14 protein-coding genes and 1 pseudogene are annotated in these 15,623 nt (G+C 69.1%); 12 read left to right on the top strand and 3 right to left on the bottom strand.

Annotation, left to right across the window (positions count from 1 at the left end):
* Positions 1 to 73: 73 nt before the first annotated feature.
* The 9 genes from ABIC53_RS07585 (at position 74) to ABIC53_RS07545 (ending at position 9,998) form a co-directional block, all read left to right on the top strand.
* Entirely contained in the window at positions 74 to 1,003 is a 930-nt protein-coding gene (locus tag ABIC53_RS07585) for a CPBP family intramembrane glutamic endopeptidase (RefSeq protein WP_274177598.1), read from the top strand.
* The gene (locus ABIC53_RS07580; protein WP_354450935.1) at positions 1,000 to 2,232 is read left to right on the top strand and encodes a sensor histidine kinase; all 1,233 of its coding nucleotides are present in this window, start codon (positions 1,000 to 1,002) and stop codon (positions 2,230 to 2,232) included. The genes ABIC53_RS07585 and ABIC53_RS07580 overlap by 4 nt, the downstream gene beginning before the upstream one ends.
* Positions 2,229 to 2,900 carry a response regulator gene (locus ABIC53_RS07575; protein WP_274177600.1) on the top strand — a complete coding sequence of 224 codons (672 nt, stop codon included), beginning with the start codon at positions 2,229 to 2,231 and terminating at the stop codon, positions 2,898 to 2,900. Before ABIC53_RS07580 ends, ABIC53_RS07575 begins: the two co-directional genes overlap by 4 nt.
* 143 nt (positions 2,901 to 3,043) lie before the next feature.
* A complete protein-coding gene (locus tag ABIC53_RS07570; RefSeq protein WP_274177601.1) occupies positions 3,044 to 4,363 on the top strand; it encodes an extracellular solute-binding protein in 1,320 nt (439 codons plus the stop codon).
* 26 nt (positions 4,364 to 4,389) lie between these two features.
* Positions 4,390 to 5,736, top strand: a complete 1,347-nt coding sequence (locus tag ABIC53_RS07565; RefSeq protein WP_282502353.1) for a carbohydrate ABC transporter permease — start codon at positions 4,390 to 4,392, stop codon at positions 5,734 to 5,736.
* Positions 5,729 to 6,562 (top strand): sugar ABC transporter permease, encoded by an 834-nt coding sequence (locus tag ABIC53_RS07560; protein WP_282502354.1) that lies wholly within the window; start codon positions 5,729 to 5,731, stop codon positions 6,560 to 6,562. The genes ABIC53_RS07565 and ABIC53_RS07560 overlap by 8 nt, the downstream gene beginning before the upstream one ends.
* Positions 6,559 to 7,731 (top strand): glycoside hydrolase family 53 protein, encoded by a 1,173-nt coding sequence (locus ABIC53_RS07555; protein WP_274177604.1) that lies wholly within the window; start codon positions 6,559 to 6,561, stop codon positions 7,729 to 7,731. The genes ABIC53_RS07560 and ABIC53_RS07555 overlap by 4 nt, the downstream gene beginning before the upstream one ends.
* Positions 7,728 to 9,380, top strand: coding sequence for a glycoside hydrolase family 53 protein (locus ABIC53_RS07550; protein ID WP_274177605.1), 1,653 nt, complete (start codon positions 7,728 to 7,730; stop codon positions 9,378 to 9,380). The genes ABIC53_RS07555 and ABIC53_RS07550 overlap by 4 nt, the downstream gene beginning before the upstream one ends.
* A 48-nt stretch (positions 9,381 to 9,428) precedes the next feature.
* Positions 9,429 to 9,998, top strand: a complete 570-nt coding sequence (locus ABIC53_RS07545) for a hypothetical protein (protein ID WP_274177606.1) — start codon at positions 9,429 to 9,431, stop codon at positions 9,996 to 9,998.
* A 48-nt stretch (positions 9,999 to 10,046) separates the two neighbouring features.
* On the opposite strand, the gene ABIC53_RS07540 is transcribed toward ABIC53_RS07545, so the two are convergent.
* The 3 genes and pseudogenes from ABIC53_RS07540 to ABIC53_RS07530 form a co-directional block, all read right to left on the bottom strand.
* Positions 10,047 to 11,087, bottom strand: a complete 1,041-nt coding sequence (locus ABIC53_RS07540; RefSeq protein WP_354450931.1) for a LacI family DNA-binding transcriptional regulator — start codon at positions 11,085 to 11,087, stop codon at positions 10,047 to 10,049.
* A gap of 126 nt (positions 11,088 to 11,213) precedes the next feature.
* Complete coding sequence (locus ABIC53_RS07535; RefSeq protein ID WP_502915516.1) at positions 11,214 to 11,648, bottom strand: Ig-like domain-containing protein; 435 nt, start codon at positions 11,646 to 11,648, stop codon at positions 11,214 to 11,216.
* Between the two features lie 110 nt (positions 11,649 to 11,758).
* A pseudogene (locus tag ABIC53_RS07530) lies at positions 11,759 to 12,772 on the bottom strand (cellulase N-terminal Ig-like domain-containing protein); the annotation flags it as partial.
* A gap of 114 nt (positions 12,773 to 12,886) precedes the next feature.
* Between ABIC53_RS07530 and ABIC53_RS07525 the strand changes: the two are divergent.
* Genes ABIC53_RS07525 through ABIC53_RS07515 form a run of 3 tightly spaced genes read left to right on the top strand, consistent with a single transcriptional unit; the run spans position 12,887 to position 15,562 of the window.
* Positions 12,887 to 13,297 (top strand): barstar family protein, encoded by a 411-nt coding sequence (locus ABIC53_RS07525; RefSeq protein ID WP_354450927.1) that lies wholly within the window; start codon positions 12,887 to 12,889, stop codon positions 13,295 to 13,297.
* A gap of 55 nt (positions 13,298 to 13,352) precedes the next feature.
* Positions 13,353 to 14,090, top strand: coding sequence for a response regulator transcription factor (locus ABIC53_RS07520; protein WP_323987476.1), 738 nt, complete (start codon positions 13,353 to 13,355; stop codon positions 14,088 to 14,090).
* Positions 14,087 to 15,562, top strand: coding sequence for a sensor histidine kinase (locus ABIC53_RS07515; protein ID WP_354450925.1), 1,476 nt, complete (start codon positions 14,087 to 14,089; stop codon positions 15,560 to 15,562). The genes ABIC53_RS07520 and ABIC53_RS07515 overlap by 4 nt, the downstream gene beginning before the upstream one ends.
* Positions 15,563 to 15,623 lie beyond the last annotated feature (61 nt).

The raw sequence follows: 15,623 nt of genomic DNA, 5'->3' as shown, positions 1-15,623 counted from the left end.
CACGCCGCCTCCTTCCTACAGTCGACGACGACCCCGTTCCTCGGGGTCCGACGACGACCGGAAGGAAACCCTCATGGCCACCATTCACGTCGGCTCCACCTCCGAGAGGAGCGTCACCGGCATCATCCGCCGGCGGCCCCTCGTATCGTTCTTCGTGCTCGCGCTGGGTCTCAGCTGGGTGGCCTGGACCCCGTGGATCCTCTCGAACGACGGTCTCGGCGTCTGGAATTACGCGTTCCCGCAGATCTTCGGCACCTCGCAGTTCACCGGGATGCTCTTCGGCGCGTACCTCGGGCCGCTCGGTGCGGCGTTCGTCGTGACCGCGGTGACGGGCGGACGCGCGGGACTGCGTGTCTGGGTCGGCCGGCTGCTGCGGTGGCGCGTCGCGCCGCGGTGGTACGCCGTCGCGCTGCTCGCGGTGCCGCTGGCCGTGCTGTCGCTCGGATTCGTCGCATCCGGCGGGCAGGCGCAGGCGCCCAGCCTCATCGCGGTCGCGCTGTACGTGCCCGCACTCCTGCTGCAGATGCTGACGACGGGGTTGGCCGAAGAACCGGGCTGGCGCGACTTCGCCCTACCGCCGCTGCAGGAGCGCTTCGGTCCGCTCGGCGCCGCGGCGATCCTTGGGCCGCTGTGGGGCATCTGGCACCTGCCGCTGTTCCTCACCGAGTGGGGATCATGGCCGGACGTGACATGGCTGAATGTCGTGGAGTTCGTCGCCTTCAGTGCGCTGTTCAACGTCGTGATCATGTGGCTGTTCAACCGTTCCGGACAGAGCCTGCCGATCGTGATGCTCTTCCATGTGAGCCTGAACAACACCGTCACGGTGTTCTGGGCGGAGATGTTCCCGACCGTGGGCGGTGACCAGTTGCAGCACGTGCTCCTGATCGGTGCGGCAGTGGCCGCGGTTGTCACGATCGCGCTCACCCGCGGGCGTCTCGGACTTCCGGCGGGTTCGCCCGTGATGGGGCATCGCGCGCCGGAAGCCGCAAAGATAGCGGCATGAGTCGGATGCGGCGTGCGCCGAGCGTCACGGATGTCGTCGTGGCGCTCGGCACCGGCGCGGTGACGCTGCTCGCGCTGGCGGCTGCGCCCGAGCTGTTCGCAGATCACGCGACGCCGAGCCTCGGGTCAGCCTCGTGGTGGGTTTTCGCCGCCGTCCTCACCGTGCAGGCGGCCGCGCTGTGCTTCGCGCGCTCTGCTCCCGTCGCGGTGCTGCTCGGCACGTCGGCCGGAGCGCTGCTCATCGGGATCACCACACCGACGGGACTCGGCAGCCTCGCCGATGCCGCCGTGCTGGTCGCCGTTCTGCGCGCCACGCCGGTCGTGACGGTGCCGACCCTCCGGGTCGTGCTGCCGGTGGCCGGCCTCCTCGTCGCGGGCGGACAGGCCGCCGACATCCTCGGGTCGAGCGCGGTGACCGTGCCGGCCGCGGTAGGCGCGGCGCTGCTGCAAGCCGTCGCCATCGTCGCTCTGCCGGCCGCGGGGGTGCTCGCGGTGGCAGCTCGTCGCGACGCCCGTCGTGCCGAGCAGGGCGAGAGCGAGGCGGTTCGCCGTGAACGGGCCGCGGTCGTGGACGCCGCGGTCGCCCGCGAACGCACCGCGATGGCGCGCGAACTGCATGACATCGCCGCCCATCACGTATCGAGCATCGCGCTGATGTCGGGGGTCATCGAGCGCCAGATCACCACAGATCCGGAAGCTGCTCGGGTGGCCGTCCGGCAGGTGCGCGAACAGAGCCGCGTGCTGCTCGACGACCTCCGCCAGCTCGTCGGACTGCTTCGCCGCGACGGTGACGGGCGCGACACGGTCGAGACGATCGAGACCGTTGCCGCTCTGGTCGACGCTGCCCGGGCCACGGGCCGCGCGGTCGAGTTCTCGATCGATCGAGGCACTGCACAGGTCGGTCCGCTCGGTCAACTCGTGGTGTACCGGATGGTGCAGGAAGCGCTCGCCAACGCCGCTCGGCATGCTCCCGGGGCGCCGTGCGAGGTCCGCCTCGACGGCACTCGGCCCGGCGTCTTCGTCGCGACCGTGCGTGACGCGGGTGTCCCACCTGCCCTCGCGGCGCCGTCCGCCAGCACGGCTCGCGAGGGATTCGGACTGCTCGGGATGCGCGAACGGGCCGGCCTGGTGGGCGGCACGCTGGACGCGGGACCGGAGGCCGGCGGTGGTTGGCGTGTCCGGCTCACGGTGCCGGCCGAGGCGCTCGGCGCCCCGGGAGCGAGCTCGTGATCCGCGTGCTCATCGCCGACGATCAGCCCCTGGTGCGGGCGGGGGTCGCCGCGCTACTCGCGGCTGAAGATGACATCGAGGTGGTCGCGACGGCATCCGACGGCTTGCAAGCGCTCGAATCGGCGACGTCGCTGCAGCCCGATGTCGCCTGCCTCGACGTCCGGATGCCGGGCCTCAGCGGTATCGAGGTGGCGCGAGCGCTTGCCGGTCGGGGAGAAGACGAACCCGCCGTCCCGGTGCTGATCCTCACGACCTTCGACATCGACGAGTACGTGTTCGAGGCGCTGGAGGCCGGGGCGTCGGGCTTCCTTCTGAAAGACGCCGAGCCCGAAGAGATCGTCCGAGCGGTGCGAAACGTCGCCGCGGGCAACGGCACCCTCGATCAGGCCGTCACGCGGCGAGTGCTGCGGGAGTTCTCACGCCGACGTGCATTGCAGCGGGTGTCGACGGCCACCGAGGCCGCCGACCACCTCACGCCGCGCGAGCGCGAGATTCTCGAGCTGCTGGCGCAGGGAATGTCGAACGACGAGATCGCCGAGGCGTTGACGGTCGAGGTCAGCACCGTCAAGTCGCACCTGGTGCGCATCCTGACGAAGCTCGGGGTGCGTTCGCGCCTGCAGGCGGTCGTCTGGGCGTATCAGAACAAGGTCGTCACGCCGCTGGACTGAGCCGGGGGACCGGGATCACCGCCGATTCCTCCCCAGGGGGAGAGGGGCGTCGGAGCAGCGATCCTGCCACTACCGTCATGGACTCAGATGGATCGCGCCAGTTGACTGGGACCGGTCACAGTCACGGCAACGAGGGAGTTCGCATGACCATTCGAAACACAGCAGCCATCACCCGCGCAACGGTGGGTACAGCGATCATCCTCGCCGTCGCGGTGAGCGCGGGATGCTCGAGCGCGCCCTCGGTCGAGCAGACGTCGCTGACCTGGGACGCCGAGGCGGGCGCGTATGAGATCGAGCCGGAGATCGCCAGCGGAGAGGTGCCGCTGAAGGTCTGGGTCGAATACCCCGAGTACGGCGAGGCGCTGGTCGAGGCCTTCGCCGCCGCGCATCCCGGCATCCGCGTCGAGGTGACGACGGTGTCGAAGGTGGATGCTGTCTCGAAGATGGCGCTCGACGGTGAGGCGGGCACGGGCGCCGACGTCTACTTCACGAACTTCACCGACCTGGCGAACGCGATCGAGTCCGGGGTGGCTGCGCCGCTGGGCGAGTACGCGGACGAGATCGCCTCGCGGGTCGGTGACGCGTTCGCGGGCGTCGTCAGCCGCGACGGCGAGTTGTACGGCGTGCCGGTGTCGACCGAGTCGATCGCGCTGTTCTACAACAAGACCCTCCTGCAGCAGCTCACGGGTTCGACCGAACCGGCGACGACCTGGGAGCAGATCCGCGAGCTCGCCGCGACCTACAATGACCCCCGGGAGAACCGGTGGACCATTCGTTGGCTGAGCGGGCAGCTCTACTACGCGTACCCGGTGCTCAGCTCGCTCGGGTGGCATCTCGGCACCGATAAGGGCGATCCCGGTCTCGATGCGCCGGCTCTCGCTGCCGGCCTCGAATACTACGGCGCGCTGCGCGACCTCTGGCCGGTCAACTCGGCGGACGCCACCTGGGACTCCATCGAGATGGAGTTCGCGAAGGGCCAGACGCCCTATGCGATCACGGGGCCCTGGTCGATCGGCGACTTCACCGCGGCGGCGGCGGAGAACGGCTTCGAATACGGCGTGACGACCCTCCCGTCGGCCCAAGGGGGAGGCGACGCAGCGACGCTCGCGGGTCTGGGAGTGGGGGTCGTCTCGGGCTACTCCGAGTATCCCGGCGCCGCGCGTGTGTTCGCGGCCTTCCTCGCGTCGGACGAGGCGGCCGCTGCGCTCTATCGAACGACGGGCGGCATCCCGGCGCTGACGAGGCTCAACGCCCAAGCCATCCCCGGACTCGCCGACGATCCGCACGCGAACGGGGTGCTCGCTCAGGCCGAGCGCTCCGACCTCGTCGCGGACGTGAGCGACGCGCTCTGGACGGTCGGCAACAACCTCGTCGCGGGCGTGTGGGACGGCGTCCTCGATCCGGCGACAGCGCAGCAGCAGGCGGTCGCCGGCTACGCCGACCTGACCGGGCTGGGGGAGTGAGCCCGCACCGACGCGGAGCGGACCCCGTGGCGCCCTGGACGCTCGGGCTCGCCTCCGCGCTGGTGCCCGGTCTCGGGCAGTTCCTCAACCGGGAGTGGGGCAAGGGTCTGGCACTCGGTGTCGTCGGCGCCGGTGCGGTGATCGCTGAGCTGCTCACCGGCCACTACGCCGACCTCTCGGGTTACACGCCGCGCACCCACGGCGGGTTCTTCGTCCGCGGTCTGTGGGGTCTCGTCACCCTCGGCACGCAACCGCGCACGATGACGGTCGCGGGGCTGTCGCCGGGCGACCACTCGATCGTCCTCATGATCAACGGCATCATCGCGGTCCTCGTCCTCGGGCTCATGGCGGCGACCACCGTCTGGGCCGTGCGCGACGCAGCACGGACGCGGCGCCGACTCATCACGAGCGGAGAGCGGCTGACCGTCGGGGAGTGGGTGCGCGCCGCTCGGCAGACGGCGTTCCCCTACCTCGTGCTCGCACCCACCCTGATCCTGCTGTTGTTCGTCACCGCCCTGCCGGTGGTCTTCGGCATCCTCATCGCATTCACCGACTACAGCAGCGACAACCTGCCGCCGATGCAGCTGGTCGACTGGGTCGGCCTCGCCAACTTCCGGCAGCTGCTGGGAGCCGGCGCCTGGGGCGCGACGTTCTTCGGCGTGCTCGGATGGACGGTGCTGTGGGCGGCGCTGGCGACGACCACGACGTACGCGCTCGGTTTTCTGCAGGCCGTCTTCGTCTCCAGCAGGCGCGTACGCCTGCCGCGCCTGTGGCGGAGCATCTTCTTCCTGCCGTGGGCGGTGCCCGCCATGATCTCGGCTCTCGTCTTCCGCTCGATGTTCAACGGTCAGTTCGGGCCCATCAGTCAGGCGCTCGTCGACCTCGGCATCACGCCCGAGCGGGTGATGTGGTTGACCGATCCGGCGAACCCCTGGCTCGCGCGGCTCATCGCGCTTCTGGTGAACCTGTGGCTGGGCTTCCCCTACTTCATGGCTCTCATCAGCGGTGCCCTGACGAACATCTCGCCGAGCTACTACGAGGCCGCGCGCATCGATGGCGCGTCGGCGGTGCAACAGGTGCGCTACCTCACGCTGCCCATCGTCCTGCGAGCCACGGCACCGTTGATCGTCCTGTCGTTCGTGGCGAACTTCAACAACTTCGGGGTCATCTACTTCCTCACCCAAGGTGGCCCTGCGAATCCCGACTACCGGTACGCCGGTGGTACCGACATCCTCATCACCTGGCTCTACAAGCTCACGCTCGACAACGGTCTGTACGACATCGCCTCGGTGATGTCGATCCTGATCTTCGTCATCGTCGGCAGCTTCTCGATCTGGAGCCTGCGTCGTTCGAAGGCGTTCACCGATGCATAGAACTCGGAACCGATTTCTCACCGTCCTGATCCATGTCGAGCTGCTGATCGTCGCGATCATCGTCCTCTACCCGCTGGCCTGGATCGTCGGTTCTTCCTTCGGCTCGGGGCGCTCACTCGCGCAGGCGTCGGCCATCCCGGCCGATCCGACTCTCGCCAACTACATCAGGCTGTTCGCTGAGACGCCGTTCGCCACCTGGTACGGCAACTCGCTCTTCGTCGCGGTGTCGAACATGGTGATCAGCGTGCTGCTGTCGGCGATCGCCGCCTATGTGTTCGCTCGGCTGCGCTTCGCGGGGCGGCGCCTGGGACTGCTCGTGATGCTGGTGATCCAGATCTTCCCGACGTTCATGACCGCGATCGCGATCTACATCCTCTATCTGAACTTCGGCCTGCTCGACAGTCTCACCGGTCTCGTGATCGCGAGCGTGGCGGCGGCGGTGCCGTACAACATCTGGTTGCTCAAGGGATACCTCGACGGCATCTCCACCAGCCTCGACGAGGCGGCCGTGATCGACGGGGCCTCGCATCTGCAGATCTTCACGCGCATTCTGCTGCCGTTGATGACGCCGATGCTGACCTTCGTCGCGGTCACCCAATTCGCGGTGCCGTGGATGGACTTCATCCTCCCGCGTCTTCTGATCAGCAGCCCGCAGAACTACACCGTCGCGATCGGGCTGTTCCAGCTGATCTCCGACCAGACGCGGAACGACTTCACAACGTTCGCGGCGGGGGCCATCCTCGTCGCGGTGCCGATCACGGTGCTCTACATGGTGCTCCAGCGATACCTGGTCGCGGGGCTAGCGCAAGGAGGAGACAAGGAATGACGACGACATCACTACCGATTCGCGGGGCCGACGTGTCGATGACCGCGGAGGTCGAGGCGCTGGGCGGCAGCTTCTCGGATGCCGCGGGCACGAGGGACCTCTTTCGCATCCTGGCCGACCACGGCGTGAACCTCGCGCGCCTGCGGGTCTGGGTCGACCCGACCGACAGCGCAGGACGGCCGTACCAAGGCGGCACGAACGACCTCGCGACGACGCTGCGCTTGGCCGAGCGCGCGCGGGCAGCCGGACTCGACCTGATGATCGACCTGCACTACAGCGACTTCTGGGCCGATCCGAAGAAGCAGTCGCTGCCGAGGTCTTGGGAGGGCCTCGACCTCGACGGTGTCTGCGATGCCGTCGCCGCGCACACGGCGGAGGTCATCACCGCCGTGCAGTCGAGCGCGGGCAGCCCGGAATGGGTGCAGGTCGGCAACGAGACGACGAACGGGATGCTGTGGCCGCACGGCCGCACGCCGCGGTACGACCTCGAGAGCCGTGCCTTCGAGGAGGTGTCGCCGGATGAGGCGTCCGAGCAGTACGACCGTCTCGCCCGACTGCTGCAGGCGGGGTCGAGTGCGGTGCGCGCGGCCGATTCCCGTTCGCGCATCGTCCTTCACCTCGACGCCGGAGGTGCTGCCGATCTCTATCGCCGGTGGTTCGACGAGATCACCATGAGAGGCGTCGACTTCGATGCCGTCGGACTGTCGTACTACCCGCTGTGGCACGGGTCGCTGGACGACCTGCGCGACAACCTCCACCAGCTCGTCGAGCGTTACGAGAAGGACCTCATCGTCGTCGAGACGGCGTACGCGTACCGGCCCGACAACCCCGGCGGGACCTCGATGTTCGACGCGAGCTCGCCTGCGGCGATCTACCCGGCCTCCGTCGAGGGTCAGGCCGGGTATCTCGACGACCTCGCGGGGGTCGTGCGGGGAGTGCCCGGTGGTCGGGGACTCGGGATCGTGTACTGGGAGCCCGCCTGGTTGCCCGTGCCCGGAACCTCCTGGGCGTCGGCGGCGGGGATGGACTACGGAAACGACGTGGCCGAGCCCGGCAACGGCTGGGCGAACCAGACGCTGTTCGATGAGCGGGGGCGCGTTCTCGCGTCACTGAGCGCACTCGGGGCGACCTCCGGTCGGCCCACAGTCACGAGAGAGGAACACAGATGACGAACCGAGCACGGCGGCGAGCGACGGCGCTTGCCACCGCGGCCGCAGCCGTCCTGGTCGCGGCGTTCCTTCCGGCGACCACCGCGAGCGCGGCTTTCGATCCGGACGACTTCGTGATGGGCGGTGACCTCGGGATGATCCACGAGGTCGAAACGCGTGGCGGGACGTTCTCCCGGGGCGGAGTCGTGGGCGATCCGATCGACATCATGGGCGATGCCGGCATGAACCTCGCTCGGCTCCGTCTGTGGGTCGACCCCTACACGGCTGCCGGCGAACCATACGGCGGTGGCACCAACGACCTCGCGACGACCATCGCGACGGCGCAGCGCGCGAAGGCCGCGGGGATGGACGTCCTGCTCGACTTCCACCTCAGCGACTGGTGGGCCGACCCGGGAACGCAGACCGTGCCGAAGGCGTGGCGCGGGCTGTCCTATCCGCAGCTGGTGTCGACCGTTCGCGCGTACACCGAGGACGTCATCGACGCGATGCGAGCGGCCGGGGTGGTGCCCGACATGGTGCAGATGGGCAACGAGATACCCGGCGGCATCCTGTGGGATCACGGTCGGGTCGGCAACGGCGTCTCGGACTTCACTCAGCTCGCGGGCCTGCTGAAAGCGGGGATCGCGGGGGTCGACGCGGCGGTTCGAGCGGGGGAGGACATCGAGATCGTCCTGCACCTGGACCACGGCGGCGACAACGCCCTCTACCGCTGGTGGTTCGACGCGATCACAGCGCAGGGTGTTCCGTTCGACATCATCGGGCTGTCGTATTACCCGTTCTGGCACGGGACCATGGGCCAGCTCGCGGCCAATCTCAACGACATCAGTGCGCGATACGGCAAGGACGTCCTCATCGTCGAGACCGCTTACGGGTGGACTCTCGGCGACGCCGACGGCCTCGGCAACTCGTTCTACACCGCCGAGGCGGCGACCGGTGGGTATCCGGCGACCGTCGCGGGCCAGACGGCGTTTCTGCGAGACCTCCGCGACATCGTCCGTGCTGTGCCTGACGGGCGCGGGCGCGGACTCATCTGGTGGGAGCCGGGCTGGCTTCCCGTCCCGGGCGCGAACTGGGGGACCGAGGCGGGAAAGATCGACAACGATGACCCGGGTGTCCTCTCCAACCCCTGGGACAACCAGACGCTGTTCGACTGGAGCGGCGCGGCCCTGACGACACTCGACGTGTTCGGGGAGGCGCCGCCGCCGAACCTCGTCGTCAACGGCGGCTTCGAGCAGGACGGTTACACGAACGATCCGACCGGCTGGGGTGTGTGGTCGCCGGGAGGCGCCCACGCCAACGCGGTCTTCACTCAGGACCCGGCGGTCGTCGGTGCGCTCAAGCTCACGTTCTGGAAGTCGACGCCCTACACCGCGTCGGCCTATCAGGCGCTCGGCGGGCTGCCGTCGGGGCTCTACCGGGTCTCCGCGTGGACGCTCAACAGCGGCGGCCAGACCTCCGCCTATCTGTACGCGAAGAACTCCGGCGTGCCGGAGCGCCAGGCAGCGCTGCCGGTGAGTCCGAACGACTGGAAGCGGGTGTCTCTGGAGGTGCCGGTCTCGAACGGAACTCTCGAGTTCGGGTTCTACACCGAGGCTGCCGGCGGTAACTGGCTCAATATCGACGACGTCCGCGTCGAGCGGATCGGCTGATGCGATACCGTCGAGGGTCGCCCGATCCCGACGAGAGGCCCGTCGCCCATGGACGCTCTGTTCTCCGTGGTCGGCTTCGCGGTCGCTGTCGTCATGCTGGCGATCGCGGGCGCGAGCGCCGTACTGGCGCGATCGTCCGACGTCGCTGCGGCGTGGCGTCAAGAACGCGCCACGGTGCTCTTCGTCGTATCGACGCAGCGCTGGCGGCGGATCATGGTGCGCGTCGGGGGTTGCATGATGGCGATCATCGGCGTCATCAATCTCGTCGGTCCGCTCACCCGTCCGGATGACTCGCCCGCAAGGCGGATCGTCGGGCTGGGCGCTCTGCTCATCGGCGCGGCGCTCCTGTGGCTGGCGCACGGGATGAGTCGGATGCGGCTCGAGGTCGCCCCGCAGGTGGTCTTCGTCTCGCGGGGCTTCATGCCGCCGATCCGGGTCGAGCTGGCGGACATCACCCGGCTGCGCCCGCACGTGGCTCATCGTTACAGCGGGGTTCTCGCGAAGCGCGGCCGGCGGACGGCCTTCACGGCGACCTCGGCCATGACGGGCTACGGACAGCTCCTGGCACATCTGAAGGCCGAACGCCCCGACCTCTTCGCGCCGGGCGGCTTCCGCTGACGCGACGGCGCCCCGCTTGCCCTGCCGCTGCGCTAGGGCGCTGAGCCGCTACCGGGAGGGTGCGACCCCGACCGACCCGCCCGCTCGGATCGGCATCGGCACGCGTTCGAGGCGCGGCGAATCGCCGGGGGCAGCGAGCATCGCCGCCGCTCGCCGCCCGAGTTCGATGTGCGGGAGCGCGATCGACGTGAGCTCGGGCTCGACGGCGCGGGCGTAGGGGCTGCCGTCGAAGCCGATCACCGACACGTCGGTGGGGACACCGAGCCCGGCATGATGGAGCGCCTGATAGGCGCCGACGGCGAGCGCGTCGTTTGCGCACACGAGCGCGGTCGGCCTGACCCGGGGCTCCGCGAGCATCCGCGACACCGCCCGGCGCCCGTTCGCGACGTCCCAGTCGTCGTCGATTGCGGTGACGCCGGCGAGGCTCGTTCCCGCCGCGGCGAGCACCGCGTCGATGCCCGCGCGACGCTCGGCCAGAGCGATGGGGTCCCACTCCGGCCAGGCGGCCCCGCCTCTCGAGCCTGCCGGCAGCGCTCCGACGAACCAGATGTCGTCACGGTGACCGTGATCGAGCAGCATCCGCGCGGCGTCACGCCCTGCCGCGAGCTCGTCGGGCACGACCGCGTCGATCGACCCGTCTGCCGTCACGCAATTCAACAGGACCGTCGGGACGCCTTCGAGTGCCCGCGGAAGCGCGATGGTCCGCGTGAACATCGACGCGTAGATCACACCGTCGATGTCGCGGCCCAGGAGGCTTTGGAGCAGCTGCTCCTCGAGTTCCGCATCGCCCTGCGTGTCGACGGTGAACAGGAGGGTGTCGCGCTCGCGTAGCTCCTGCATCGCACCGCGGACCATCGAGTTGGCGAACGAGGTGCTGCTGACGAAGTCGGAGACCAGCGCGACCGTGCCGGAGCGGCCGGTGCGCAGGGTCTGCGCGGTGATGTTGGGGCGGTAGCCGAGCTCGTCCGCGGCGCGACGGACGCGTTCGAACATGTCGTCGGACAGGCGCTGGTCGGTGCGACCGTTCATCACGAACGAGACGGCCGAGCGCGAGACGCCCGCACGCTCCGCGACCTCCCGCAGCGTCACCCGGGGTGCCCTTCGGGTGGGGGGAGTGCCGGTCATATCTCGTTCCGGCTGTTGGTCGCGGTTCTCGAAAGCTAACACGGACGACGGGGGCCGCTCGGAAGCGTGTCCCGAGCGGCCCGCCCGAACTCAGCCGAGCCGTCGCCGACGCAGCAACGAGACGCCGGCCGCCATCAGCGCCGCGCCCGCGCCGACCAGCATCCACAGTGGCAGCGGGTCCATGCCCGAGCTCGCGAGGACGCTGCGCGCCGCGCCCGCAGAGGCCGAGCCCGCCGAGCCCGGCTCGTCGGGCTGTTCACCGGCTTGTGCCGTCACCGTGGCCGTGATGGTCGCGGTCACCTCGGTGCCACGCGCATCCGCCACCCGGTACCTCACCGGGGCCGCCGTTCCCTCGAACCCGGCATCCGCGATGAACGACACGACGTCCCCGTTCAGCTCGTATCGACCCTGTCCGTCGGTGACGACGGAGGTGGTCGGCACGCCCGCCGCGTCGAGGAGGGCGAGCGACGCCGCATCGAGCGGGATGTCGGCATCGCCGGCGACGTCGTTGGCGAGCGGGTGCACAGCGATGCTGCCACCGGCGTGTAGAAGAACCGCATCGAATCCGCGCGCAGCGATCGGAAGACGTCGGCGGAGATCGTGAAGGGATGGCTGACGTCCGTGCCGACGCGGAGCCTCACATCGACCGCTTCCTCGGTGACGTCGCTGAAGTCGATCGTGTGAACGGAAGCCCCTGCGGAGGCGTCGAAGCCTGCCGGCTGAGACTCGCCCGTGGCGAGGGCAGTACCGTCCGGCGCTTCGAGGGTCCACGGCAACGGTGCGCTGGCATCGGACACGACGGTCGCGAGCTTGGGGCCCCGGGTCGAATACCCGACCTGGTTGACCTTGACGGCCGGTCCGGGGTCGGCGGTGTAGGAGTAGGCGGTTCCCTGGAGGGAGATCTCGTCGAAACAGACCTCCGTGTCGGCTGCGACCGCGCCGAGGCGGAACTGCACCTGCCCGAGGTGATAGTCGCCGGCCGGCGACGTGGTGAACGGCAGGTCGTACGACTGGGGTTCGGTGCCGAGTTCGACAGATCGCTCGGTCACCGTCGCACACATCCGCTGGGCGGGGTTCGACAGCGCCACGGGGCCGCTCGTCCACCACGGGTTCGTGCTCTCGTCCAGTGTCGGGTTCGCGAGCAGCTCGTCGTCGCCGATCGGGGTGACCGGGGGAGTCGCGGCGTCGCGGGCGACGAGGCTCACGTCATCGACGCAGAATCGCGTGGCGCCGTTCGCGCCGAGGCGGAACTGCAGCTCGGACACGGTGCCCTGGCCCAGGTCGTGTGCCGTGAACTCCGCGCTGATCTGCTGCCAGGTGTCGGCGAGTGGCGTGCTCTCGGCGAGGTACGTCGTGTAGGCGGTATCCGGGACCTTCGGCGCCACCTGAGTGATGAGCGTGCCGGGCGCATCGGCGCGAACTCTCGCCGTCAGCGTGTAGGTGGCCCCATCGGCCAGCGCGAGGTCGCTCTGGCCGATGAGCACATCCCAGGGGTTCTCGGTGTCGGGCACGCCGGCGCAGAAGGCGCCGGTTGCGGTGTCGAAGCCGTCGACACCGACCGACCACCAGGGTTCGTGACCCGTCGAGAAGTCCCCGTTCCGGATCAGTTCTGCCAGGGCCGCTGCAGCGACCAGCGGGGCGGCGGTCATCGTGGCTCCAACGAGCATCCCCGTCGTGATCACGAACGTCACGCGTCTCCTGCGACGCTGTCTCTCGGCGGTGCCGCGCGCGCTCGTCATCGTCGCGGCGGCTAGCCTCGGCATGTGAATCGCCCGCCGTCCGCCGCCGTCGACCTGCGGATCGAGGGCGCGCGCGTCCGCGACATCCCGTCGCTCTACGCGGAGCTGAACCGTGTCTTCATGCCCGACGAGGAGTGGACTCTCGGGGAGAGCCTGGACGCCCTCGACGATCTGCTCTACGGCGGGTTCGGCGTCCTCGCGCACGCTTCGTCCGCTCGCGTCGTGTGGGCGGATTCGGCGATCTCGCGACAGGCGCTGGGCATCCCGCTCACCCGGGCCTACCTCGCCGCAAAGCTCGAGCGCCCCGACACCTACGCGGCACGGCCCGCGCGCGCGGCGCTCGACGAACTGGACCGGGGCGCGGGGAAGACCTACTTCGACCTGGTGCTGGACGTGTTCGCCGGCCACCCCGAGGTCAACCTCGTGCTCGCCTGAGACTCGTCTCGGGTTTTCTTAACGGGCGCATATTCTCACGCGCGACCATGAAGCCATGTCGCTCTCGTCGTCTCCGCTGTCCGATCCCGCGATCCGCGTGCTCGTCGTCGATGACGAGCCGAACCTCCGCCATCTGCTCGGGGCGGTGCTGTCACGGCAGGGCTGGCAGGTGGAGGTCGCTGCGACCGGCGCGAGCGCGATCGAGACCGCGCGTCGCATGAGGCCGCATCTCATGGTCCTCGATGTCGTGCTGCCCGACATCGACGGGGTCGAGGTGCTGCGCACGCTCCGCAGCGAGCTGAGCGAGACCATGGTCCTCTTCCTCACCGCCAACGGCACCGTGGCCAATCGCATCACCGGCATCGCCGCCGGCGGCGATGACTACGTCGCCAAGCCGTTCAGCGTCGAAGAGGTGGTGGTGCGTCTGCGCGGGCTGCTGCGACGCAGCCCCATGCTCATGCAGGGTGCACCGACCCCGATGCTCGAGGTCGGCGACCTGCGACTGAACGAAGACAACCACGAGGTCACGCGCGCGGGGGAGCAGATCCGGCTCACCGCGACGGAGTTCTCGCTGCTGCGTTTCCTGATGCTCAACGCCGATCGCGTCCTCAGCAAGGAGCAGATCCTCGATCGTGTCTGGGAGTATGACTTCGGACGGGAGTCGAACATCGTGGAGATCTATATCTCGTATCTGCGCAAGAAGATCGATCACGGGCGTGAGCCGATGATCCACACGCTGCGGCGGGTCGGCTACATCCTCCGCGCGGCACCAACGGTGCCGGCATCGTCGTGAGGTCGGCGCGACCGGGAGGCCTGCGCACGCTGCGCGGCCGCTCGGTCGCGATGATGTCGGGCCTGCTTCTCGCGGCCGTCACCGTCTTCGGCGTCGTCTCCGTAGCCATCCTCCGGCAGAATCTCGTCACCCAGGCTGAGTCGACGCTGTACCTGGCGAACGACACCGCCATCGGGCAGACTCTCTCGGTCGTGGATGCGACCGGAAGCGTTCCGACGTTCGACGACGTGTCACTGGCGGTTCCCTCCGACGGGTTCTTCTTCGTCGTCGAGGGCGACCGCGTCGCGGTCTCGGCCTTCTTCACCCGTGACTACACCTACCGCCCGATGACCGAGCGCGAGCTTACGCACGTTCGGGACGGGATGGCGGAAAGCGGGTTCACCACGACGATCGACGTGGCCGACGACGGCGGGTACCTCGTGACGACCTCCGAGGTCGCGGCGGCAGACGGGCAGGAGCTCACCGTCGTCAGCGGTGTGGGCCTCACCGACACCGACACGGTCGTTCGCACCTACGCCCTCTGGCTCGCGGTCGTCGGAATCGCGATCGCCGCGTTCGCTGCGGTGTTCGGCTGGCGGTGGACCCGGCAGCAGCTCGACCCCCTCGAACGGGTCGCCGAGATCGCCGACGAAGTGGCGGCCACCCCGCTCTCATCCGGCGAGATCGCCCCGCAGCGCCGCGTTCCCCGTGACGTGCGGCATCTGGGGTCGGAGACCGACCGCGTCGCGGACGCGCTCAATCGCCTGCTCGACCACGTCGAGCTCTCGCTCAACGCGCGTCACCGCGCCGAGGAATCGATGCGTCGCTTCATCGCCGAGGCGAGCCACGAGCTGCGCAACCCCCTCGCCTCGATCCGAGGCTACGCCGACTTCTACGCCCATCCCGATGCCGACGCCGACCCCCTCGAGACGCAGGGCGCGCTTCAGCGCATCGGGTCGGAGGCGTCGCGGATGAGCACGCTGATCGACGACCTGCTGTTGCTCGCGCGTCTCGACGCCGACCCGGTGGTCGCGCACGATGACGTCGAGCTGTCGATGATCGTCGCGGAGACCGCATCCGACGCGCGGTTCGCATATCCCGGGCACATCTGGCGCATCGCCTTGCCGGACGAAGATGTCTCCGTGGTCGGGGACGAGGGGGCGATCCGTCAGATGCTGCTGAACCTCGTCGCCAATGCGGGGCACCACACTCCGGACGGAACCAGTGTGACCGTCTCTCTCGAGACGACGGCGACTTCCGTTGAACTGGTCGTCCAGGACGACGGGCCGGGAATCGATCCCGAGGCACTACCGACCATCTTCGATCGCTTCACCCAGGCAGGCAGCCGGACGCAGACGCGCGAGCGGACGACGGTCGGACTCGGTCTCGCGATCGTGCAGGCGCTGGCGACAGCCTCGGGCTACGACGTGTCGGTGGCCAGCTCGAGCACGGGTACGCGCTTCGGGATCCGCATCCCGTCGAACGCCGCCTGACCGGCGGATGCCGCCCGCGCGCTTAATCCGCGCACAGGGCCGAGACCTACCGTCGACCGGG

The sequence above is a fragment of the Microbacterium sp. 1262 genome (assembly GCF_040544895.1).
Taxonomy (GTDB): Bacteria; Actinomycetota; Actinomycetes; order Actinomycetales; family Microbacteriaceae; genus Microbacterium; species Microbacterium plantarum.
The sequence above is the reverse complement of the archived record's forward strand: the minus strand, read 5'-3'. Positions and strand labels throughout refer to the sequence as shown.

What these genes read in the sequence shown, in the direction of transcription:
- ABIC53_RS07560 (WP_282502354.1), top strand. Translation starts at nt 5,729, where the DNA reads ATGCATAGAACTCGGAACCGATTTCTCACCGTCCTGATCCATGTCGAG.
- ABIC53_RS07520 (WP_323987476.1), top strand. Translation starts at nt 13,353, where the DNA reads ATGTCGCTCTCGTCGTCTCCGCTGTCCGATCCCGCGATCCGCGTGCTC.
- ABIC53_RS07580 (WP_354450935.1), top strand. Translation starts at nt 1,000, where the DNA reads ATGAGTCGGATGCGGCGTGCGCCGAGCGTCACGGATGTCGTCGTGGCG.
- ABIC53_RS07550 (WP_274177605.1), top strand. Translation starts at nt 7,728, where the DNA reads ATGACGAACCGAGCACGGCGGCGAGCGACGGCGCTTGCCACCGCGGCC.
- ABIC53_RS07585 (WP_274177598.1), top strand. Translation starts at nt 74, where the DNA reads ATGGCCACCATTCACGTCGGCTCCACCTCCGAGAGGAGCGTCACCGGC.
- ABIC53_RS07545 (WP_274177606.1), top strand. Translation starts at nt 9,429, where the DNA reads ATGGACGCTCTGTTCTCCGTGGTCGGCTTCGCGGTCGCTGTCGTCATG.
- ABIC53_RS07570 (WP_274177601.1), top strand. Translation starts at nt 3,044, where the DNA reads ATGACCATTCGAAACACAGCAGCCATCACCCGCGCAACGGTGGGTACA.
- ABIC53_RS07555 (WP_274177604.1), top strand. Translation starts at nt 6,559, where the DNA reads ATGACGACGACATCACTACCGATTCGCGGGGCCGACGTGTCGATGACC.